The sequence below is a fragment of the Plantibacter sp. VKM Ac-2876 genome, assembly GCF_015350715.1.
Taxonomy (GTDB): Bacteria; Actinomycetota; Actinomycetes; order Actinomycetales; family Microbacteriaceae; genus Plantibacter; species Plantibacter auratus.
The window spans coordinates 386,399-406,823 of record NZ_JADKSI010000004.1 but is presented as its reverse complement, the minus strand read 5'-3'; the positions used below and the strand labels follow the sequence as shown (position 1 = coordinate 406,823).

Sequence of the window (20,425 nt, the reverse complement as noted above, 5' to 3'; positions counted from 1 at the left end):
CCGTGAGCGACACGACGACCACGCCACCCGTCGACTGGGAGGCGCTGCACACCGCGGCCCGGGAGGCGATGGGTCACGCCTACGTGCCCTACAGCCGCTTCCCGGTCGGCGCGGCCGCTCTCGTCGACGACGGCCGGATCATCTCCGGCTGCAACGTCGAGAACGCCAGCTACGGCCTGACGCTGTGCGCGGAGTGCGCGCTCGTCTCCGCCCTCCACATGTCTGGCGGAGGACGCCTCGTGGCGTTCGCCTGCGTCGACGGCAAGGGCGAACGCCTCATGCCGTGCGGCCGGTGCCGACAGCTGCTGTACGAACACTCGACGGCGGGCATGCTGCTCGACACCGTCTCCGGCATCCGCACCATCGACGAGGTCCTGCCGGACGCCTTCGGACCACGTCAACTCGAGGAGTACCACGCATGAGTTCCGTAGAAGCATTCGACGTCGTCGACCTCATCCGCACGAAGCGCGACCGCGGAGAGCTGTCGACGCCGCAGATCGACTGGCTGATCGACGCCTTCACCCGTGGCTACGTCGCCGACGAGCAGATGTCGGCGCTGGCGATGGCGATCCTGCTGAACGGCATGGAGCGGCGCGAAATCCGCGACCTCACGATGGCGATGATCGCGAGCGGTGAGCGGATGAGTTTCGCGTCGCTCGACAAGCCGACCTCGGACAAGCACTCGACGGGCGGCGTGGGCGACAAGATCACCCTGCCGCTCGCCCCGCTCGTCGCTGTCTTCGGCGTCGCAGTGCCACAGTTGTCGGGCCGCGGGCTCGGGCACACGGGTGGGACGCTCGACAAGCTCGAGAGCATCCCGGGATGGCGTGCGGCGCTGACGAACGACGAGATGATGGCGCAACTGGCGGACGTCGGCGCGGTCATCTGTGCCGCCGGCTCGGGTCTCGCCCCGGCCGACAAGCGTCTGTACGCCCTGCGCGACACGACGGGCACGGTCGAGGCGATCCCGCTCATCGCGTCGAGCATCATGTCGAAGAAGATCGCCGAAGGCACCGGGGCGCTCGTCCTCGACGTCAAGTTCGGCTCCGGCGCCTTCATGCAGGACTACGAGCGCGCCGAGGAACTGGCGCGCACGATGGTCGCGCTCGGGACGGACGCCGGTGTGGCGACGACCGCACTGTTGACGGATATGAACGTCCCGCTCGGCCTCGCGATCGGCAACGCGAACGAGGTCCGCGAGTCCGTCGAGGTCCTGGCGGGTGGTGGTCCGGCGGACGTCGTCGAGTTGACCCTCGCCCTCGCGCGGGAGATGCTGACCCTCGCCGGGCAGCCGGACGCGGACGTCGAGGGCGCCCTCGCGGACGGTCGGGCCATGGACGTCTGGAAGCGCATGATCCGCGCACAGGACGGTGACCCGGACGCACCGCTGCCGGTCGCCAAGGAGACCCACGTCGTCACGGCATCGCGCGACGGGGTGCTGGCGACGCAGGAGGCACTGCCGTTCGGCATCGCGGCCTGGCGCCTCGGTGCCGGTCGGGCCAGGCAGCAGGACCCGGTCGTCCACGCGGCAGGCATCGACCTGCACGCGAAGCCGGGCGACGAGGTCCGGGCCGGACAGCCCCTCTTCACGCTGAGCGCCGACGATGCGGCCCGCTTCCCGCGGGCGCTCGAGGCACTCCAGGGTGCCTACACGATCGAGGACACGTCGCCGCCGCGCGGCCCCATCGTCCGGGCCCGCATCGAGGCCTGAGTCCGCAGACGCTCAGTCCGTCGCCCGGTCCTCGAGGCGACGGACTGAGCCATGTCGCAGGATGCGCGTGAGCGGTACAGTGAACCCCGTGACCTCTGCAGACGAATCCCCCCTCTCCGGCGTCGACCTCCGCGCGCTCCCGAAGATCTCGCTCCACGACCACCTCGACGGTGGTGTGCGGCCCGCCACGATCATCGAGCTGGGCGAAGCGAACGGTGTCGACGTCCCCGTGTCGGACCCTGACGGCCTGGCCGACTGGTTCTACACGCAGTGCAACGCCGGCTCGCTCGTCGAGTACCTGAAGACCTTCGACCTCAGCACCGCGGTCATGCAGACCGAGGAGGGGCTCGTCCGCATCGCGCGCGAGTTCGTCCAGGACCTCGCTGCGGACGGCGTCATCTACGGCGAGGTGCGCTGGGCTCCCGAGCAGCACCTCACCCGCGGCCTCAGCCTCGACGCGGTCGTCGAGGCCGTCCAGGAGGGCATCGAGCTCGGCATCAAGGACGCGGCCCACTCCGGCTCCGACATCCAGATCGGCCAGCTCATCACGGCCATGCGGCATGCCGACCGCGCGCTCGAGATCGCTGAGCTCGCCGTGCGCCATCGCGAGCGCGGCGTGGTCGGGTTCGACATCGCCGGCGCCGAGGCGGGCTTCCCCGCCAGCAAGCACCGGCTGGCGTTCGACTACCTCGCGGCCGAGCTGTTCCCGGTCACCGTCCACGCGGGGGAGGCCGACGGCATCGAGTCGATCCGGAGCGCCATGCTCGACGGCCGTGCGTTGCGACTCGGCCACGGTGTCCGCATCGCCGAGGACATCTTCATCGAGCGCGACGACGCCGAGTCCCTCTACGCCACACTCGGTCCCGTCGCGGAGTGGGTCCGCGACCGCAAGATCCCGTTGGAGCTCAGCCCGCAGTCGAACCTGCAGACCGGAGCCATCGCTGCCTGGGGCGAGGAACTCGAGGACCACCCGTTCGACCTGCTCTACCAGCTCGACTTCGCCGTCACGGTGAACGTCGACAACCGCACCATGAGCGACACGAGCCTGACGAAGGAGCTCGCGCTCCTCTCCGAGGCGTTCGACTACGACCTCACCGACCTGGAGACCTTCCAGCTGAACGCCGCCGCCGCGACGTTCCAGCCGCTGGAGATCCGCGAGGCCCTGGCCGACCGCATCTCGGAGGCGTTCGACGAGTTCCTCGACGACGACGACGAGGACTGACGATGCCGGCAGGTGCTGCTCCGGCGACCGCCTGGGCGGCACCTGCGCGGCAGGCTTCCAGCCTCGGAGCGTTACGATGGTTCCGATCCATTCGGGTCGACCGATCCTCTGATTGAAGCGATGCCACTCCCAGAACTGTCCGAAGCCAGCGTCGCGCTCCACGTCGATGCAGACGACTGGCGCGAGGCGATCCGCGTAGCCGGAGCGCTGCTGTCCGACACCCGCGCGACCGACGCCGCATACACTCAGCGGATGATCGACGTCGTCGAGGAGTTCGGGGCGTACGTCGTGATCGCGCCGGGCCTGGCGCTCGCGCACGCCCGACCGGGTGCCGACGTCCACGAGGACGCCCTCGTCGTCGCGACCCTCGCTGCTCCGGTCCGGTTCGGACACCCCCACAACGACCCCGTGTCAGTGGTCCTCGGCCTCGCGGTCACCACCGCCGAGTCGCACGTGGGCTGGGTGGCGGAGATCGCCAACGTCTTCAACGACGAGACCGCCATCCCGCGGCTCGCAGCGGCCACGACGCTCGACGAGGTGCGGGCCGTGTTCGGTGCGTCCCCCCTGAGCATCGGAGACCAGGCATGAAGATCGTCGCCGTCTGCGGTTCGGGGGTCGGCTCCTCCGCGATCCTCAAGCTCAACGCCGAACGCGCGCTCGAACGGCTCGACCTCGAGGCCGACGTCGTCGCGGGTGACATCGAGAGCCTCGGCACGACCGCGGCCGACGCCCAGGTGATCCTGACCTCGCCGGAGCTCGTCGACCGCATCGGCAAGACCTTCGCCGACATCGTCGTCATCGACAACTACTTCGACCTCGCCGAACTCACCGAGAAGCTCGAACGCGCCATCGGCTGAGCGGTGCGGCCCCGCGTCTCCGGGCCGCACACCGCCAGGCCGCTCAGCCCGTCGAGCTGCTAGGAGACGAGCGCCGTCAGGTCCGTCCGCAGAGCGGCGAGCCGCGCGGAGACCGTGGCCGCCCGCTCGGCGGCGTCGCCGTCGGCGGACTGGACGTCGACGTACACCTTGAGTTTCGGTTCCGTGCCGCTCGGCCGGATCATGACCCTGGTGCCGTCGTCGAGCCAGACGCGCAGGACGTCGCTCGGCGGGAGCGCCTCGAACCCGTCGGCGAGGTCGTCGATCCGGGTCACCCGAGCTCCCGCGAACTCCGTCGGCGGGAGCGCTCGCAGCCCGGCCATGACCTCGCCGATGCGGCTGAGCTCGGTGTAGCGGATGGAGATCTGGTCGCTGCCGAAGGAACCGAAGGTGTCCGCGAACCGGTCGAGGAGCCCCGCGACGCTCTCGCCCGCCTGCGCCGACGCCGTCGCGAGACCGAGGAACGCGACGGCGGCCGAGATACCGTCCTTGTCGCGCACGGTCCCGGGGTTCACGAGATAGCCGAGGGCCTCCTCGAAGCCGAAGAGCATGCCCGGCGTCCGGGAGATCCACTTGAACCCGGTGAGCGTCTCGCGGAACTCGAGGCCGTGCGCCTCGGCGACGATGCGCAGGGCGGGGGAGGAGACGATCGAGCACGCGAGCGTGCCCTCGGGAGCCGCATCGCCGTCGAGTGCGGCACTGGCGGCCTGGGCGGCCCGCCAGCCGAGGAGGAGACCGACCTCGTTGCCGGTGAGTCGACGGAACCCCGACGGTGCCGCGTCGTCGGGGATCGCGATCGCCAGGCGGTCGGCATCGGGGTCGTTGGCGATGATGAGGTCGGCGCCGACTGCTCGCGCCGTCGCGAAGGACAGGTCGAGTGCGCCCGGCTCCTCCGGGTTCGGGAAGCTGACGGTCCGGAAGGTGGGATCGGGATCGATCTGCTCGGTGACGAGTTCCGGTGCCGGGTACCCGGCGGTCTCGAGGACGCGTCGGGTGGTCTCCCAACCCACGCCGTGCATGGCCGTGTAGACCACGCGCAGCTGACTGCCCGCCGGGGCGGGAGCGACGGCTGCGGTCGCCGCGACATAGGCGTCGACGACGTCCTCGCCCGCGATCTCGAACCCGTCGCTGCGCGGGAGGTCCTGGACGAGCGCCGTTTCGGCGATGCGCCCGATGTGGGCGGCGATGGCCGCGTCGGCGGGGGAGACGATCTGGGACCCGTGGTGCTCACCGCCCAGGTACACCTTGTAGCCGTTGTCGGCGGGCGGATTGTGACTCGCGGTCACCATGACGCCGGCCGAGGCGTCGAAGAACCGCACGGCGAACGCGAGGACGGGCGTCGGCAGGAGCCGTGGCAGCAGGATGGCGCGGACGCCGGCCCCGGCCATCAGTTCGGCGGTGTCGCTGGCGAACACGGCGGAGTTCTTCCGGCCGTCGTAGCCGATGACGACGCTCGGCGTCACGCCTTCCGGTGCCTGCTCGAGCAGGTAGACGGCGAGTCCGGCCGCGGCCTGCGACACGAGGACCCGGTTCATCCGGTTGGAACCGGCCTCGATGCGTCCGCGGAGCCCGGCTGTGCCGAACTGCAGACGGGTGTCGAAGCGGTCGTGCAGTTCTGCGACGGCCACGTCGTCGGACACGCGGGCACGTTCGACGAGGCCTGCCAGTTCGGCCCGGGTCTCGTCGTCGGGATCCTGGGCGAGCCAGGCCTCGGCGGTCGCGAGCAGGCTCGTCGCCTCGCTCACAGGGCCGCGACGATCTGCGCGAGGAGCTTGCTGATCACCGGTTCGGCCGCCTGGCCGGCCTCGATGACCTCGGCATGGCTGAGCGGCGTCTGCTGGATGCCGGCGGCGAGGTTCGTGATGAGCGACATCCCGAGGACCTCCATGCCGGCCTGACGTGCGGCGATCGCCTCGAGCGCGGTCGACATGCCGACGATGTGACCACCGATCGCCTTCGCCATCTGGACCTCGGCCGGGGTCTCGTAGTGCGGTCCGCGGAACTGCGTGTAGACGCCTTCGTCGAGCTCCGGAGCGACGCTGTGCGCGATGTCCCGCAGCCGCTTGGCGTAGAGGTCGGTGAGGTCGATGAAGGTCGCACCTTCGAGCGGCGAGTCGGCCGTGAGGTTGATGTGGTCGCTGATCAGCACGGGCGTCCCCGGCGTCCAGTGGTCCTTGATGCCGCCGGCGCCGTTCGTCAGCACCATGATGCGCGCACCGGCAGCCGCAGCCGTCCGGACGCTGTGCACGACGCGGCGGACACCGTGGTTCTCGTAGTAGTGCGTCCGGGCGCCGATGACGAGCGCACGCTTGCCGCTCGGGAGCAGGATCGAGCGCAGGGTGCCCACGTGGCCCTCGAGCGCCGGCTTCGAGAAGCCGACGATCTCCGAGGCCGGGATCGTCGCCGTCGTCTCGCCGATCAGGTCGGCCGCCTTGCCCCAGCCGCTGCCGAGGGTGAGCGCGATGTCGTGGCGTTCGACGCCGGTCTTCTCGGCGATCTGGCCGGCGGCTTCGCGGGCGATCTCGAAGGGATCGACATCGGACAGATCGAGTGGGTTCGCAGAGGTTTCGGACATCCTCTCACTCTAGACAGGGGCGGGGCCGCCGCCCAACCGTGCCGACTCCGCTCATCCGCGCACGATCCCGGCCGCCGCAGGCCCGAACGGGTTTGGTCCCGCCCCTGGTGGCGCGCGAGAATGGAGGCATGGCCTACGAGTTCGAACGCAAGCAGCGAGTGGCGATCATCGGAGGCGGACCCGGCGGGTACGAGGCTGCCCTCGCCGGGGCGCAGCTCGGGGCCGACGTCACGCTCGTGGAGCGTTCGGGCGTCGGCGGAGCGGCCGTCATCACCGACGTCGTCCCGTCCAAGAGCCTCATCGCCACGGCCGACGCGGTCGGGGCCATCGGCGAGGCTGCCGACCTCGGTGTGCAGTTCTTCGTCCGCTCGGAGACCACCGGGAAGCCCAGTCGTCCCGAGGTCGCCGTGAACCTCGCCGCCGTCAACAAGCGACTGCTCGGGCTGGCCCGCCAGCAGTCCGAGGACATGCGCGCGAGTCTCATCCGTGCCGGGGTCCGCATCGTCAACGGTCAGGGGCGGCTCGACGGACCGAACGAGGTCATCGTCTCGACCGATCTGTCGGCCGGCACCGACTTCGACCGCATCGAGGCCGACACCGTCGTCGTCTCCGTCGGCGCGAGCCCGCGCCAGTTGCCTTCCGCGCTGCCGGACGGTGAGCGCATCCTCACCTGGACGCAGCTCTACAACCTCACCTCCGTCCCCGAGCACCTCATCGTCGTCGGTTCGGGCGTCACCGGCGCCGAGTTCGCCTCCGCCTACACGGCGCTCGGCTCCAAGGTCACGCTCATCTCGAGCCGCGACCAGGTGCTGCCCGGTGAGGACGCCGATGCGGCGGCGGTCATCGAGAACGTCTTCAAGCGCAACGGCATGACGGTCCTGTCGAAGTCGCGGGCCGACTCCGTCACCCGGACCGAGACCGGCGTCGTCGCCACGCTCTCCGACGGTCGCACGGTCGAGGGTTCACACTGCCTCATGGCGGTCGGTTCGGTACCGAACACCGCCGGGATCGGTCTCGAGGAGGCCGGCGTGCAGCTGACCGATTCCGGCCACATCCGCGTGAACCGGGTGGCGCGCACGAGCGTCCCCAACATCTACGCCGCCGGTGACTGCACGACCTTCCTGCCGCTCGCGTCCGTCGCGTCGATGCAGGGTCGCACCTCGATGCTGCACGCGATGGGCGACGCGGTGAACCCGACCGAGATCCGCAACGTCGCCGCGAACATCTTCACGCAGCCCGAGATCGCGACCGTCGGCTGGACCCAGAAGCAGATCGAGGACGGCATCGCCCAGGGTGAGATCTACAAGCTGCCCCTCGCCCAGAACCCGCGCGCGAAGATGATGGGCATCAAGGACGGCTTCGTCAAGCTGTTCGCGCGGACCGGCAGCGGGACGGTCATCGGCGGCGTCATCGTCGCCCCGAAGGCCAGCGAGCTCATCTTCCCGCTTGCCCTCGCGGTCGAGCAGCGGCTGAACGTCGACCAGGTCGCGCGTGCCTTCACGGTCTACCCGTCTCTGACCGGGTCGATCACCGACGCGGCGCGCGCCATGCACATCGTCGAATAGGCGTCGTCCTCGTCGAACCGTCGGCGAGGCGCCGCGGTTCACCGATCGCGGTTCGCGAGCACGATGCGTGCGACGGCGACCCGCGAGCGCACGCCCCAGGCGTGGAAGACGGCGCTCAGGTGCTTCTCCACGGTCTTGCGGGAGATGCCGAGGGCCGTCGCAATCTCGTCGTTCGACAGGCCGTCCGCGACGAGTTCGGTGAGATCCCGCTGTCGGGGCGTCAGCGGCGCGGTCGGGACGGGGACGGCGGTCAACGGCAGCGTGGCCGGGAGTCGTGAGGGGAGCTGGCGGCGGGACACGATCCCGAACGCGGCGAGCACCCGGGTGACGTGCGCGTCGACCGTGCGCGAGGAGAGCTGGAGGACGGACGCGATCTCCGCCGTCGAGTTGCCCTCCGCGGAGAGCAGGGCGACCTCGCGTTCGCGCGGCGACAGTCCGTCCCAACCGGATCCCGCGACCGGCGCGAGACGTCGACCGATCGCCTTCAGCTCGCGGGCTGCGGAGCGGGTGGCGGCGGTGTGCCCGCCGCGGACCGCCTGCTCGGCGAGCGCGGCCAACTCACGGACGGCCTGCGTCCGGTCGGACATGGCGATGAGGGCACGCGTCGCGAGGATCTCACCGATCCCGGCTTCCAGTATGCGGCCGTCGGCCAACGCGCGGGTGGTCGCCGTGCGCGCGAGCGCCAGCGCCTCGGCGGGTCGCCCACGGAGGAGTTCGAGCTTGCACTGCATCCGGAGGATGGCCGGCCCGGGGACCCTGCGGTCGACGTCGGCGGCGATGAAGCCGATGAGGCGTTCCGATTCGACGATGTCGCGGTCGAGGAAGGCGCTCGCGACGAGCAGCTCGATCGCGAGGGCCCGGTCCTGGACGGACAGGCCGCTGAAGTCGTTCCCCGAAGCGCTCCGCGCGAGGGCTGCGGCGCCGTGGTCGTCCGCGAGGGCGGCGAGACCGTAGCCGACGAGGAGGTAGCACGTCGTCTGGAAGGCGCCCGTGGGTTCGGGGATGGCCTGACGGACGCGGCGTGCGAGCGTCCTGGTCGCCCCCTGCTCGGCACGGTTCCCGGCGACGAGGCACTGCACGGCCTCCGCGTACAGGGCGGTCGGTCCGCTCCCGGCCCGCTCGAACATCGCGAGCGCGGCGGCCTCTGCCTCGGCGACGCGTCCCTCGTTGAGCAGGAGGCGGGCAAGGACCCCGTCGACGAGTGTCCGGTACAAGCGGCCCGGGGTGGCGGCGATGTCGTCGGCGAACGCGTCGGCGAAGCGCCGGGCGGCGTGGATCAGGACGTTGACGACGGCACCCTCGACGAGCAGGTACCCGACGAGCCAGGCCAGGGTCGGTTCGAGGTCGCCGCCGTCGTCGACGAGGGCGTCCGCCTCCGCGAAGCACCCCTCCAGCTCCGAGCCGGACGAGCGGTCCGACCCGAGGGCCAGCCCGGCGGCTCCGAGCACGAGCAGGCGCGTCGTCCGGTCGGAGTGCGTCGAGGCGGCGAGTGCATCCACCGCGTCCCGGCGACAACCCGCGAAGTCGGCGGTGGTGAACCGGGCGTAGGACAGGAGGGCGAGGACGCGGGGATCGGACGCCGACTGCGGCTCTGCCTCGAGCAGCGCGATCGCACCGGCGGCGTCGAAGTCCGCCACACGATCCAACGCGTCTTCGAGGAGGTCGGCTGCTGACACCTGCTCAGCGTATCGTCGCCGGGTCCGATGCGACGCCCGAAGGCGCCGGTCGGGTCAGCTGATGGTGAGGAGCTGGTGACCCGAGGAGACCGTGGCACCGACCGTCGCGTCGATCGCGCCGACCGTGCCGTCCTTGTGCGCCGTGATGGGCTGTTCCATCTTCATCGCCTCGAGGACGACGACGAGGTCGCCCTTCACGACGACATCGCCCTCGGCGACCGCGAGCTTCACGATGGTCGCCTGCATGGGCGCCGAGACGGAATCACCCGTCGCACCAGAGACCACCGCTGCACCACCGCGGCGGTGCGGAGCGGGAGCGGCCACCGGTGCACCGACGTTCAGCCCCAGTTGTCCGCCCGGAAGGCTGACCTCGAGCCGCTTGCCGCCGACCTCGACGACCACCGTCGAGCGGGCAGCAGGCGCCTGCTGCGCATCGATCGATCCGTCCCAGGGCTCGATGTCGTTGACGAACTCCGTCTCGATCCATCGGGTGTAGACGCCGAACGTGCCGTCCTCCGCGGTGAACGCGGGGTCGCGGACGATCTTGCGGTGGAAGGGGATGACGGTGGGGAGGCCGGCGACCTCGAACTCGTCGAGTGCGCGGCGGCTGCGTTCGAGCGCCTCCTCGCGGGTGCGACCCGTGACGATGATCTTGCCGAGGAGCGAGTCGAACGCCCCCGAGATCGTGTCGCCGGCAGTGACGCCGGAGTCGAGGCGGACACCGGGGCCGCCGAAGGTCTTGAAGACGTGGATCGGGCCCGGCTGCGGGAGGAAGCCCCGTCCCGGGTCCTCGCCGTTGATGCGGAACTCGAAGGAGTGGCCGCTCGGCTGCGGGTCGTCGTAGTCGAGGACGCCGCCCTCGGCGAGACGGAACTGCTCGCGGACGAGGTCGATGCCGGTGATCTCCTCGGAGACCGGGTGCTCGACCTGCAGGCGGGTGTTGACCTCGAGGAAGGAGACGGTGCCGTCCTTGCCGATGAGGAACTCGCAGGTGCCGGCACCGAGGTAGCCGACCTCTTTGAGGATCGCCTTCGACGCGCGGTAGAGCTCCGTCACCTGGTCGTCGGTGAGGAAGGGTGCCGGTGCCTCTTCGACGAGCTTCTGGTGGCGACGCTGCAGCGAGCAGTCGCGGGTGGAGACGACGACCACGTTGCCGTGCGCATCGGCGAGGCACTGCGTTTCGACATGGCGCGGCTGGTCGAGGTACTTCTCGACGAAGCACTCGCCCCGGCCGAAGGCTGCGATGGCCTCGCGGGTGGCCGACTCGAAGAGTTCGGCGACCTCCTCGCGCTCACGGGCGACCTTCAGGCCGCGACCGCCGCCGCCGAACGCCGCCTTGATGGCGACGGGCAGGCCGTGGATGTCGACGAAGTCGAGCACCTCCTCGGCACCCGAGACGGGGTTGAGCGTGCCGGGGGCGAGCGGAGCGCCCACCTTCTCGGCCACGTGGCGGGCGGAGACCTTGTCGCCGAGCCGCTCGATGGCCTCGGGCGACGGGCCGATCCAGATCAGCCCCGCGGCCATGACGGCGCGCGCGAAGTCCGCGTTCTCGGCGAGGAAGCCGTAGCCCGGGTGGACGGCGTCGGCGCCGGACCGTCGGGCGATGGACAGGAGCTTGTCGATGACGAGGTACGTCTCCGCGCTCGTCGTCCCGTCGAGGGCGTAGGCCTCGTCGGCGAGTCGGGCGTGCATGGCGTCGCGATCCTGGTCGGCGTAGACGGCGACGGAGGCGATCCCGCTGTCCTTCGCGGCTCGGATGACGCGGACGGCGATCTCGCCACGGTTGGCGATGAGGACCTTGGTTATACGTGGCACAGTCCACGAGCCTACCGGGAGGCCCGGGTGAGCCTTTGGCTCACACGCACAAAAAAGCCGCAGGAACGACGTGCCGCCTCTACAAGAGCCGGGTCGTCAAAGGGCGCCGCGCCGGTTGCGGAGCTCGTGCCAGTCGTGTCCCAACGTGCGGACGAGACGCCGCAGGGTCGGGAGCGAGAGGCCGACGACCGTCGACGGATCGCCCTCGATGCGAGTGATGAAGGCGGCGCCCAGACTGTCGATCGTGAACGCCCCCGCCACCGCCAGGGGCTCACCCGATGCGATGTAGGCGTCGATCTCGGCGTCGTCGAGGTCGTCGGCGAACGACACCTCGGCGCTCGCGACCGCACCGATCCCGACCGGCGAGGCTCCGGTGCAGTCGATGAGCCAGTGACCGGAGTACAGGGTCCCCGTCCTCCCGCGCTGGGCGTGCCAGCGTTCGCGGGCGCGCTCGGGAGTGTGCGGCTTGCCGTGGACGACGCCGTCGAGGACGAAGACCGAGTCGCCGCCGAGGATGAGGTCGACCGCGTCGCCGCGTTCGCGCACGACGGCCAGAGCGGCCTCCGCCTTCGCCCGGGCGAGGAGTGCCACGACCTCGTCGGGGGCGAGCGGTGCACCCGCGGCGAGGGTCGCGTCGTCGACGGCCTGTTCCTCGTCGACGGACGACGGGACGACGATCGGCTCGATGCCACTCGACCGCAGTAGGGCGAGTCTGGCCGGTGACGTGGAGGCGAGCGTGAGGCGCATGACGGTTCCTTCTGCAGTGGACGGTGGACTCCCCGCAGCCGCCCGTGTGACATGCTCGACGCATGAGCACGACGACTGCACGCACCGTGGAACTGGACATCACCAACGTAGCCCACGGGGGTGTCTTCGTCGCCCGGCACGAGGGCCGGGTGGTCTTCGTCCCCGACACGCTCCCCGGTGAGCGCGTGCGGGCACGCATCGTCGACGAGAACGAGAAGCGCTTCTGGCGGGCGGAGACCCTGGAGGTCCTCACGCCGTCCGAGCACCGCCGTCCGCACGTCTGGGCCGAGGCCTCCGTCGACCGCGAGCCGAGCGAGCGGGCCGGGGGAGCGGAGTTCGGACACATCGAGCTCGCCCACCAGCGCGCGTTGAAGCACCAGGTCCTCGCGGAAGGGCTCGAGCGGTTCGCCGGAGTCGCTCCCGAGTTCACGGTCGCCGCGGTCGACGGCGAGACGCCCGACGGCACCCGGTGGCGGACGAGGGTCTCCCTGCACGTCGACCAGCACGGCAACATCGGTCCTTACGCCTCGAGATCCCACCACGTCGTCCCCGTCGACGACCTGCCGCTCGCGATCGAAGCGGTGGCCGAAGCGGCCAAGCTCGAGGAGTTGCCGCACGGCACCACCTCCGTCGACATCGTCGCCTCGTCCACCGGGACGGTCCGCGTGCTCACCCGCGCGGACGAGGCAGGAGGCGGCGACCGCCGACGCGGTGGCGGGCGCGGTCGGCGCGGGGGACCGAAGCCGGTCCGTCCGGCGGCAGACCCGATCCGTGAGCTCGTCGGCGAGCGCGAGTTCATCGTCGACGCGAACGGATTCTGGCAGGTCCACCGTCAGGCTGCGACGACCCTCCAGCAGGCCGTGTCGGCGGCCATCGACGACGCGCGCTTCGACCCGCGCGCCGCGAACCTCGACCTCTACGGCGGTGTCGGCCTCCTGGCCGCGGGTGTGGGGGACCGCTTCGGCTCCACCACCCGCATCACGACCGTGGAGAGTGACGAACGAGCCACCGAGTACGCGGGCGAGAACCTGTCCGAGTGGGTGGGCGCACAGGCCGTCACCGCGAAGGTCGACGCCTTCCTGCGGTCGGAGATCGCGACGGGCAGTCGGATCGAGCGGTCCCGGTACGCCACCGCGACCGTCGTGCTCGACCCGCCGCGCTCGGGGGCCGGCGCGGAGATCGTGGCCATGCTCGGCGAGCTGCGGCCCGCGTCGATCGTCTACGTCGCCTGCGACCCCATCGCGCTGTCCCGCGACGTCGCCCTCCTGGCGGAGCAGGGCTACGAGCTCGACCACCTCGCGGCCTACGACCTGTTCCCCAACACGCACCACCTCGAGGCCGTCGCGGGCTTCTCGCGAACGGCTTGAGCGGGCCCGTGCCGACGGAGGCGACTCGCGATCAGGCCGTCGCGCCCGGCGGGTCCGTCACTCGCTACGATGGTGCCGTGGTGACCGTCGCAATCATTGATGATCACGAGTCCGTCAGGCTCGGGATCGAAGCGGTGTGTGCGCACGCCGGGTATCAGGTCGTGGCGAGTGCCCCGACCGCCGTCGAGTGCATCGCCGCGTTGAACGGTGTGGTGCCCGACGTGGTCGTGCTCGACCTCTCGCTCTCCGACGGCAGTACGCCGACCTCGAACATCCACGCGGTGCAGGCGGTGGGGGCGCACGTCCTCATCCATTCCATCGCCGATCGGGTCGCACTGGTGCGCGAGGCGCTGGCCGCCGGAGCGTCCGGGGTCATCCCCAAGTCGTCGCCGACGGACACGGTCATCGCCGCCATCGGCACGGTGGCCCGTGGCGAGGCGCTGAACAACATCGAGTGGGCGAGCGCGATCGACGCCGACAGCGACTTCGCGCGGGCGCAGCTGGGCCGTCGCGAGCGCGACGTCCTGCACCTCTACGCGTCCGGCCTGCCGCTGAAGACCGTCGCCATGCAGCTCGGCATCGCCTACTCCACGGCCCGAGAGCACATCGACCGCATCCGGGTGAAGTACGTCGAGGTGGGGCGCCCGGCACCGACGAAGGTCGACCTGCTCCGCCGAGCGGTCGAGGACGGGATCCTCCCCGGCCTCGATCAAGGCGGGACGGATGTCTCCTAGCTTCCGGGCACCGACCAGGCATCCCGCGATCCCCGCGACCACGAGAGATGCCCAGGTTCAGCGCCGGATGCTGAACACCGCGAACTTCGAACGCCTCCTCGGCCGTTCGGTCGCGATCATCGGACTCGTCTTCGGACTGCAGACCGCGTTCACCACGCTCGGACAGGGTGTCCAGATCACCGGCTGGTTCGGCGTGCTCTACGTCTCCCTCGTCTTCGGGACGATGTTCGGCGCCATCATCTGCTGCTTCTTCCTGTGGCACCACCGCATCGCCTCCGGGGTCTTCGCCGCAGTGTTCTTCGTGGCCCTCCTCATCTGGCCGGCGGTGAACGCGCAGGCGTCGGCGGACATCAACCAGGAACCGTGGATCTGGTACCTCTGCACGATCGCCGTCGCGTTCGCCTGCATCCCGCTGCAGTTGCGGGGGGCCATCGTGTACCTCGTCGTGACCTCGGTCATGTACGGCGTCAACCGCGTCATCGACGCCGACTTCGCGCCGGCGTCCTTCGAGATCGGTGCGCTCGACGCTTCGTACGCGACGATCATCGGTGGGCTCATCGTCGTCCTCGTCGGGCTGTTCCGTGTGCTGGCCGGTCGGGTCGACATCGCGAGGGCGGCCGCCCTCGCGACCTACGACGCGGCCGTCAAGCAGCACGCCACGGAGGTGGAGCGCGTCGAGGTCGATTCGATCGTCCACGACAGCGTCCTCGCCTCCCTGCTCGCCGCGGATCGGGCGCTGACCCCGAAGTCGGAGGCGCTCGCCGTCATGATGGCGCGGGTCGCGATCGAACAGCTCGAGGGTGTCGGAGCGCCGATGACGAACGAGGACGAGGTCACCGGTCTCGCCGAACTCATCGAACGGCTGCGTGCGGCCGCGTCGATGCTCGGTGAGCCGTTCTCCGTCACGGTCGAGGGGGCCTCCGGCCGGGTCCTGCCCGTCACGGTCGCGAACGCGGTCTACTGGGCGACGGTGCAGGCGATGGTCAACAGCGTCGAGCACGCGGGTTCGGGAGTGGCGCGGAGCCTGTCCATCGAGGGCACGGTCTCCGGCGGCGTCTGCGTCATCGTCGGCGACGACGGCGTCGGGTTCTGCCCCGAGCAGGTCGCCGAGGAGCGGCTCGGGCTGAAGGTCTCGATCGTCGAGCGCGTCGCCGCGGTCGGCGGACGCTCGACGGTGATCTCCCGTCCGGGTGAGGGTGCCGTGATCCGCATCGAGTGGTCACCGGAGCACGGCTCGTGACCCCGGCACCGCGGTACGCCCTCGTCATCCTCGCCGCCCTGTTCTCGGCGTACCATCTGCTCCGTGCGGCGCTGACGCTCGAGACACCCCGCGACGTCGTCCCGGTCCTCATCGCAATGCTCGTCTACGCCGTCGCGAGCGTCCTGAGTCTCTGGCCGATGGGCACGACGCGCATGCCGTCGTGGCTCGCGAGCATCAACCTCGCGACCGCGATCATCGTCCCGTTGCTCGTGACCAGCCAGCTCGACCCCACGCGGAACAACGGGTACGCCACCTGGCACGTCGCGTCGATCGGGACACTGATGACGATCACCGTGGTCCGGCAGCGGGAGGCGGTCGCCTACATCGGGATCGTCTTCCTCACGGTCCAGTCGCTCCTGTGGGCGGGTCCGGGACTGGCGCTCGGGATGGGTGTCACGGGCAGCCTCATCTGGGTCGTCCTCGCGAGTGTGCTCACCCGATCGATCGCCGGGGCGCAGCACGACGCCGAGCGCCTCACGCAGGCGGAGCATGCGACCTCGGACTGGCAGGCGGCGCAGTACGCGCACGTGCACGAGCGGCGACGACGCCTCAGTCAGACGGGCCGCCTGGCGACCCCGATGCTCCGCACGATCATCGCCAACGGCGGCAGGCTGTCGGTGGCCGATCGTACGGAGTGCCGGACGCTGGAGGCCAGTCTCCGCGACGAGATCCGCGGGCGACACCTCCTGAGCGACCCGGTCCGGGCCGAAGTGCTCGCGGCCCGTCGGCGCGGCGCGATCGTGAACATGCTGGACGAAGGCGGCCTCGAGGAGCTGGACGCCGGCGTCCTCGACGCGATCCACGAGCAGATCGCCGAAGCGCTCGCCGCCTCGCACGCCACGCGCCTCATCGTGCGGAGCGTCCCGGACGACGAGCGCGTCGCGGTGACCGTGGTCGGCCTGCGCGCGGTGCACCGCGAACCGGGCGTCGCTGCGGGTCCGGACGACGACGACGAGGAACTCGACGTCTGGCTCGAGATCCCGCGCGACGGCTCCCGTGCTGGCGTGGGTGCGGTCGGCGTGTCCGACGAGGACTGAACCGCTCCGACGGTGCAACACCCTTCGACAGGCTCAGGGACCGAGACGCTCCGGGCGCACTTTTCCTGGTCACTGAGCTTGTCGAAGTGCGGCACAGCTCAGGGATCGGAACTGGTCAGAACGGTGCAGGGTCCGGTTCGGTGCGGTAGCGCTTCCCGTCGGGTGTCGTCCACTCGAGGACCCCGCCGGGTTTGTGGTCCAGGTTCCACCCGGGGAGATGCTTCATCCGATGGTGATGTCGACACAGGCAGGCGAGGTTGCCGACATCTGTCGTCCCGCCGTCTTCCCAAGCGACCGAATGATCGAGATCACACGCCCTGGCGCGTCGCCCGCAGCCCGGCGCCCGACAGGTGCCGTCCCGAAGCCGCACTGCCCGTTGGAGGTCGGCGGGAACCCGGTACTGATTCCGCCCAACCGACAAGACCGCACCCGTCTCTGGCTGGACGAGGATCCGGGTGAAGCTGGGCGCGTTCACCGCGAGCCGGGCGGTGGTCTCGGGATCGATCGGGCCGTAGCCGTCCAGTTTGGCCGGTGCGTCGCTGACGCCGGCCATGCTCAACGCCGGGACCGTGATCTGCACCGTGGGCTTGATGTGCTCCTGGACCTCGATCGGGTGCGGGAGCACCGGCTCGACATGAGGTCGTCGGGCGTGACACCGGTGAGGGCGAGGGCCGCGAGGGCGTCCGCCTGGAGCTGGGCGCAGGTGCGGGTGTCACCTGCTGAGCGGGACTCGGCGGCGGCCGCCTCGATCCGCTCGATGATGCCCTGCGCGATCGGCGCCGTGGTGAACAGGTGCACCCACGCCATGCCGTCGGCGGCCGGTTCGAACTCGACCCTGCGGTCGGCCTCGGAGCGGACCGCTCGGGCGGTGATGGACTCGGGGTGGAGTCGCTCGCGCAGGATGCGGGCGCGCCTGCGGAGGTTCGCGTTGGTCGTCTCCTCCGCGACCTGTAGTACCTCAGCGAGGAACGCCGCCCGCCCCGCGGTCGGCACGTCACTGAGTTGGTCGATGATGGTCTGCGCGTGCCGCGCTGAGATGCGACCGGCCTCGAGGGACGCAAGCACGGCTGGGGCTTCGTCGACGAGGCGTTCGGCGTCGTTGGTCGCGCGCTGGACCGTCTGTTCGGGGGTGCGAGTCGCCATCGCGAGTGCCGCACAGGTGGAGCGGCGGGAGAGTGCCTGGCGCTCAGCGGGCGGGAAGATCGCCGGGACCGTGGCGTCGGCGAAGGCGTCCGCGTATGCGGCAGAGCGGGCCAGCAGCCGAGCCTCCTCGGCGTCCAGGTTGGCGCGACGCCGCTGGATGTCCGCGTAATGGTCCGAGAACTCCGCGAGCTGCGCGGCGTGCTCATCGCCGACGCGGATCGCGGTCGTGGTGGTTTCGGTCATGACTCCAGTCCACCATGGACCACTGACATTCCAGATGCTGAGTCGTCTCGGTTGAGGAAGTGTCCTCGTGTGCCCTTCGACAGGCTCAGGGACCGGAGGGGGTTGCTCAGGGACCGGAGGGGGTTGCTCAGGGACCGGAGGGAGTTGCTCAGGGACCGGAGGAGGTTACTCAGGGGCCGGGGGAAGGTCACCGGAGCGGGAGGTTCTCCGTGTGCCCTTCGACGAGCCAACGGACCGGAACGCATCCGAGCGCACCTCGCCCGGTCACTGAGCGTGTCGAAGTGCCTGGTCCCGGACGAACGAAAGGAGGGCCAGCACCCGATGCTGGCCCTCCGTGACGTTCGTGGGTCAGAGCGGTAACCCGAATACCGCTCTGACCCGCCCCCGAACTCCTGCCCGCTTACCCTAGATGGAGCAGGAGCTGGTGAAGTGGTCTCGATGAGACTCAACTGTCGAGAATGATCATCCCCCATCAGGGGTACCCCCGACAGTCGGCACTATGGAGGACACGAACGGGGGACAGCACCGCGCGCCGCGAGGGGCAACCGGTGGGTCGTCCGTCGAGACGGCTCAGCCCGTGAACGCGCGCCAGTGTCCTGGGCCCACGGTGATCCCCGTACGGAGGTTCCGCCTCGTCCGCTCCCACGTCGACGGGACGCGGGGTGCCGGGGCGGTGTCGGCGTCGCGCAGCGCCTGTTCGGCGATCGCCACGCTGAGCACCGCGGTGAGTGCCGCGAGCTCCTCGTCGGTCGGGGTACCGCGCTCGATCCGGAGATCGATCGACGACGGCTCGGTCGTGCTCGGCTCGGCGCCGGTGCTCACAGCGGGATGTTCCCGTGCTTCTTGGCGGGCAGGCTCGCACGCTTCGTCCGGAGCGCGCGGAGCGCCTTGATGACCGAGACCCGCGTGGCCGCCGGCTCGATGACGCCGTCCAGCTCGCCGCGCTCAGCGGCGAGGAACGGGCTCGCCACGTTGTAGGTGTACTCGTTCGCGAGGCGCGTGCGCACGGCGGCGACGTCCTCGCCGGCCTCCTCGGCCCGCTTGATCTCGCCGCGGTACAGGATGTTGACGGCACCCTGCCCGCCCATCACCGCGATCTCGGCAGTAGGCCAGGCGAGGTTGATGTCGGCCCCGAGCTGCTTCGAGCCCATGACGATGTAGGCGCCGCCGTAGGCCTTGCGCAGGATGACGGTGACCAGGGGTACCGTGGCCTCGGCGTAGGCGTAGAGGAGCTTCGCGCCGCGGCGGATGACGCCGGTCCACTCCTGGTCGGTGCCGGGCAGGTAGCCGGGGACGTCGACCAGGGTGAGGATCGGGATGCTGAACGCATCGCAGAACCGGACGAACCGACTCGCCTTCTCGCCCGCTTCGATGTTGAGCGTCCCGGCCATCTGGGAGGGCTGGTTGGCGATGACACCGACCGACCGTCCCTCGACGCGCGCGAAACCGATGACGATGTTCGGCGCGAAGAGCGGCTGGACCTCGAGGAAGTCCGCGTCGTCGACGACGTGCTCGATGACGGTCTTCACGTCGTAGGGCTGGTTCGGCGAGTCGGGGATGAGCGTGTTGAGGCGACGGTCCTCGTCCGTCGTCTCCAGCTCCACCTCGACGTCGAACACCGTGGCCTCGGACAGGTTGTTGTCGGGCAGGAAGCCGACGAGGGTGCGGGCGTAGTCGAGGGCGTCCGGCTCGTCGCTCGCGAGGTAGTGGGCGACGCCCGAGCGGGTGTTGTGCGTGTACCCGCCGCCGAGCTCCTCCATGCCGACGTCCTCGCCCGTGACGGTCTTGATGACGTCGGGCCCGGTGACGAACATCTGGCTGGTCTTGTCGACCATGATGACGAAGTCGGTGAGTGCGGGGGAGTAGACGGCGCCACCGGCCGCCGGACCCATGATGATGGAGATCTGCGGGATGACCCCGGAGGCCTGCGTGTTGCGTCGGAAGATCTCGCCGTACTTGCCGAGCGCGACGACGCCCTCCTGGATGCGCGCGCCGCCGGAGTCGAGCATGCCGATGATCGGGACGCCCGTCTTCAAGGCGAGGTCCATGATCTTGATGATCTTGTCGCCGGCGACCTCGCCGAGCGAACCGCCGAAGATGGTGAAGTCCTGCGAGTACACGGCGACCTGGCGGCCGTGGATGGTGCCGGTGCCGGTGACGACGGCATCGCCGTACGGCCGTGAGCGGTCCATGCCGAAGGCGGTCGTGCGGTGCCGCACGAACTCGTCGAGTTCGACGAAGCTGCCGTGGTCGAGCAGCTGCTCGATGCGCTCCCGCGCGGTGAGCTTGCCCTTCTTGTGCTGCTTCTCGATGGCGGCTTCGCCGCTCGCCGTCACGGCCTCGTGATAGCGGTTCTTGAGGTCGGCGAGCTTCCCGGCCGTCGTGTACAGGTCAGGGCCGGAGGTGGTTTCGTCGGTCACGCTTTCACCTTACCCGGTGGTCCCCCGGCCGACC

At 70.2% G+C, this 20,425-nt stretch carries 19 protein-coding genes; 10 read left to right on the top strand and 9 right to left on the bottom strand.

The window, feature by feature from the left end; all coding sequences use genetic code 11:
• The first annotated feature begins 2 nt into the window (after nt 1-2).
• The 5 genes from ITJ62_RS18325 (at nt 3) to ITJ62_RS18305 (ending at nt 3,790) form a co-directional block, all read left to right on the top strand.
• Nucleotides 3-422 carry a cytidine deaminase gene (locus ITJ62_RS18325; protein ID WP_064294834.1) on the top strand — a complete coding sequence of 140 codons (420 nt, stop codon included), beginning with the start codon at nt 3-5 and terminating at the stop codon, nt 420-422.
• The gene (locus ITJ62_RS18320; RefSeq protein ID WP_194605246.1) at nt 419-1,711 is read left to right on the top strand and encodes a thymidine phosphorylase; all 1,293 of its coding nucleotides are present in this window, start codon (nt 419-421) and stop codon (nt 1,709-1,711) included. The genes ITJ62_RS18325 and ITJ62_RS18320 overlap by 4 nt, the downstream gene beginning before the upstream one ends.
• 61 nt (nt 1,712-1,772) lie before the next feature.
• Nucleotides 1,773-2,933 (top strand): adenosine deaminase, encoded by a 1,161-nt coding sequence (locus tag ITJ62_RS18315; RefSeq protein WP_194605243.1) that lies wholly within the window; start codon nt 1,773-1,775, stop codon nt 2,931-2,933.
• 120 nt (nt 2,934-3,053) lie between these two features.
• Complete coding sequence (locus ITJ62_RS18310) at nt 3,054-3,521, top strand: PTS sugar transporter subunit IIA (RefSeq protein ID WP_194605240.1); 468 nt, start codon at nt 3,054-3,056, stop codon at nt 3,519-3,521.
• Nucleotides 3,518-3,790 (top strand): PTS sugar transporter subunit IIB, encoded by a 273-nt coding sequence (locus tag ITJ62_RS18305; RefSeq protein WP_086474095.1) that lies wholly within the window; start codon nt 3,518-3,520, stop codon nt 3,788-3,790. The genes ITJ62_RS18310 and ITJ62_RS18305 overlap by 4 nt, the downstream gene beginning before the upstream one ends.
• A gap of 59 nt (nt 3,791-3,849) precedes the next feature.
• On the opposite strand, the gene ITJ62_RS18300 is transcribed toward ITJ62_RS18305, so the two are convergent.
• A complete protein-coding gene (locus tag ITJ62_RS18300) occupies nt 3,850-5,553 on the bottom strand; it encodes a phospho-sugar mutase (RefSeq protein ID WP_194605237.1) in 1,704 nt (567 codons plus the stop codon).
• Nucleotides 5,550-6,383: a purine-nucleoside phosphorylase gene (locus ITJ62_RS18295; RefSeq protein WP_071262525.1), complete on the bottom strand. Its 834-nt coding sequence runs from the start codon at nt 6,381-6,383 to the stop codon at nt 5,550-5,552. The genes ITJ62_RS18300 and ITJ62_RS18295 overlap by 4 nt, the downstream gene beginning before the upstream one ends.
• 128 nt (nt 6,384-6,511) lie before the next feature.
• Here ITJ62_RS18295 and ITJ62_RS18290 point away from each other — a divergent pair, with 128 nt between their 5' ends.
• Nucleotides 6,512-7,948 (top strand): NAD(P)H-quinone dehydrogenase, encoded by a 1,437-nt coding sequence (locus tag ITJ62_RS18290; RefSeq protein ID WP_079002871.1) that lies wholly within the window; start codon nt 6,512-6,514, stop codon nt 7,946-7,948.
• 38 nt (nt 7,949-7,986) lie between these two features.
• Here the strand turns inward: ITJ62_RS18290 and ITJ62_RS19405 are convergent, their stop codons facing one another.
• The 3 genes from ITJ62_RS19405 to ITJ62_RS18275 form a co-directional block, all read right to left on the bottom strand.
• A complete protein-coding gene (locus tag ITJ62_RS19405) occupies nt 7,987-9,624 on the bottom strand; it encodes a LuxR C-terminal-related transcriptional regulator (protein WP_194605234.1) in 1,638 nt (545 codons plus the stop codon).
• Between the two features lie 54 nt (nt 9,625-9,678).
• Nucleotides 9,679-11,439, bottom strand: coding sequence for a biotin carboxylase N-terminal domain-containing protein (locus ITJ62_RS18280; RefSeq protein WP_079707321.1), 1,761 nt, complete (start codon nt 11,437-11,439; stop codon nt 9,679-9,681).
• 96 nt (nt 11,440-11,535) lie between these two features.
• Nucleotides 11,536-12,186, bottom strand: a complete 651-nt coding sequence (locus ITJ62_RS18275; protein WP_194605231.1) for a nucleoside triphosphate pyrophosphatase — start codon at nt 12,184-12,186, stop codon at nt 11,536-11,538.
• A 62-nt stretch (nt 12,187-12,248) separates the two neighbouring features.
• On the opposite strand from ITJ62_RS18275, the gene ITJ62_RS18270 reads away from it, so the two are divergent.
• The 4 genes from ITJ62_RS18270 to ITJ62_RS18255 all read left to right on the top strand — a co-directional run bounded on the left by ITJ62_RS18270 (nt 12,249) and on the right by ITJ62_RS18255 (nt 16,585).
• Complete coding sequence (locus tag ITJ62_RS18270; RefSeq protein ID WP_194605226.1) at nt 12,249-13,553, top strand: class I SAM-dependent RNA methyltransferase; 1,305 nt, start codon at nt 12,249-12,251, stop codon at nt 13,551-13,553.
• A gap of 77 nt (nt 13,554-13,630) precedes the next feature.
• A complete protein-coding gene (locus ITJ62_RS18265) occupies nt 13,631-14,287 on the top strand; it encodes a response regulator transcription factor (protein ID WP_064294846.1) in 657 nt (218 codons plus the stop codon).
• A gap of 67 nt (nt 14,288-14,354) precedes the next feature.
• Entirely contained in the window at nt 14,355-15,527 is a 1,173-nt protein-coding gene (locus ITJ62_RS18260; protein WP_191941480.1) for a sensor histidine kinase, read from the top strand.
• Nucleotides 15,524-16,585 (top strand): hypothetical protein, encoded by a 1,062-nt coding sequence (locus ITJ62_RS18255; RefSeq protein WP_194605224.1) that lies wholly within the window; start codon nt 15,524-15,526, stop codon nt 16,583-16,585. The genes ITJ62_RS18260 and ITJ62_RS18255 overlap by 4 nt, the downstream gene beginning before the upstream one ends.
• 115 nt (nt 16,586-16,700) lie before the next feature.
• On the opposite strand, the gene ITJ62_RS19400 is transcribed toward ITJ62_RS18255, so the two are convergent.
• The 4 genes from ITJ62_RS19400 to ITJ62_RS18235 form a co-directional block, all read right to left on the bottom strand.
• Nucleotides 16,701-17,138 carry an HNH endonuclease signature motif containing protein gene (locus ITJ62_RS19400; protein ID WP_370582012.1) on the bottom strand — a complete coding sequence of 146 codons (438 nt, stop codon included), beginning with the start codon at nt 17,136-17,138 and terminating at the stop codon, nt 16,701-16,703.
• A gap of 2 nt (nt 17,139-17,140) precedes the next feature.
• Nucleotides 17,141-17,971 carry a DUF222 domain-containing protein gene (locus tag ITJ62_RS18245; protein ID WP_194605218.1) on the bottom strand — a complete coding sequence of 277 codons (831 nt, stop codon included), beginning with the start codon at nt 17,969-17,971 and terminating at the stop codon, nt 17,141-17,143.
• Between the two features lie 570 nt (nt 17,972-18,541).
• On the bottom strand, nt 18,542-18,793 hold the full coding sequence (locus tag ITJ62_RS18240) for an acyl-CoA carboxylase subunit epsilon (protein ID WP_191941477.1): 252 nt from the start codon (nt 18,791-18,793) through the stop codon (nt 18,542-18,544).
• On the bottom strand, nt 18,790-20,391 hold the full coding sequence (locus ITJ62_RS18235) for an acyl-CoA carboxylase subunit beta (RefSeq protein WP_071262519.1): 1,602 nt from the start codon (nt 20,389-20,391) through the stop codon (nt 18,790-18,792). The genes ITJ62_RS18240 and ITJ62_RS18235 overlap by 4 nt, the downstream gene beginning before the upstream one ends.
• Between the last annotated feature and the right edge of the window lie 34 nt (nt 20,392-20,425).

Coding starts and splice junctions, on each gene's coding strand:
- ITJ62_RS18310 (WP_194605240.1), top strand. CDS start 3,054: ATGCCACTCCCAGAACTGTCCGAAGCCAGCGTCGCGCTCCACGTCGAT.
- ITJ62_RS18315 (WP_194605243.1), top strand. CDS start 1,773: ATGCGCGTGAGCGGTACAGTGAACCCCGTGACCTCTGCAGACGAATCC.
- ITJ62_RS18305 (WP_086474095.1), top strand. CDS start 3,518: ATGAAGATCGTCGCCGTCTGCGGTTCGGGGGTCGGCTCCTCCGCGATC.
- ITJ62_RS18275 (WP_194605231.1), bottom strand. CDS start 12,186: ATGCGCCTCACGCTCGCCTCCACGTCACCGGCCAGACTCGCCCTACTG.
- ITJ62_RS18290 (WP_079002871.1), top strand. CDS start 6,512: ATGGCCTACGAGTTCGAACGCAAGCAGCGAGTGGCGATCATCGGAGGC.
- ITJ62_RS18295 (WP_071262525.1), bottom strand. CDS start 6,383: ATGTCCGAAACCTCTGCGAACCCACTCGATCTGTCCGATGTCGATCCC.
- ITJ62_RS18270 (WP_194605226.1), top strand. CDS start 12,249: ATGAGCACGACGACTGCACGCACCGTGGAACTGGACATCACCAACGTA.
- ITJ62_RS19400 (WP_370582012.1), bottom strand. CDS start 17,138: ATGGCCGGCGTCAGCGACGCACCGGCCAAACTGGACGGCTACGGCCCG.
- ITJ62_RS18245 (WP_194605218.1), bottom strand. CDS start 17,971: ATGACCGAAACCACCACGACCGCGATCCGCGTCGGCGATGAGCACGCC.
- ITJ62_RS18260 (WP_191941480.1), top strand. CDS start 14,355: ATGCTGAACACCGCGAACTTCGAACGCCTCCTCGGCCGTTCGGTCGCG.
- ITJ62_RS18320 (WP_194605246.1), top strand. CDS start 419: ATGAGTTCCGTAGAAGCATTCGACGTCGTCGACCTCATCCGCACGAAG.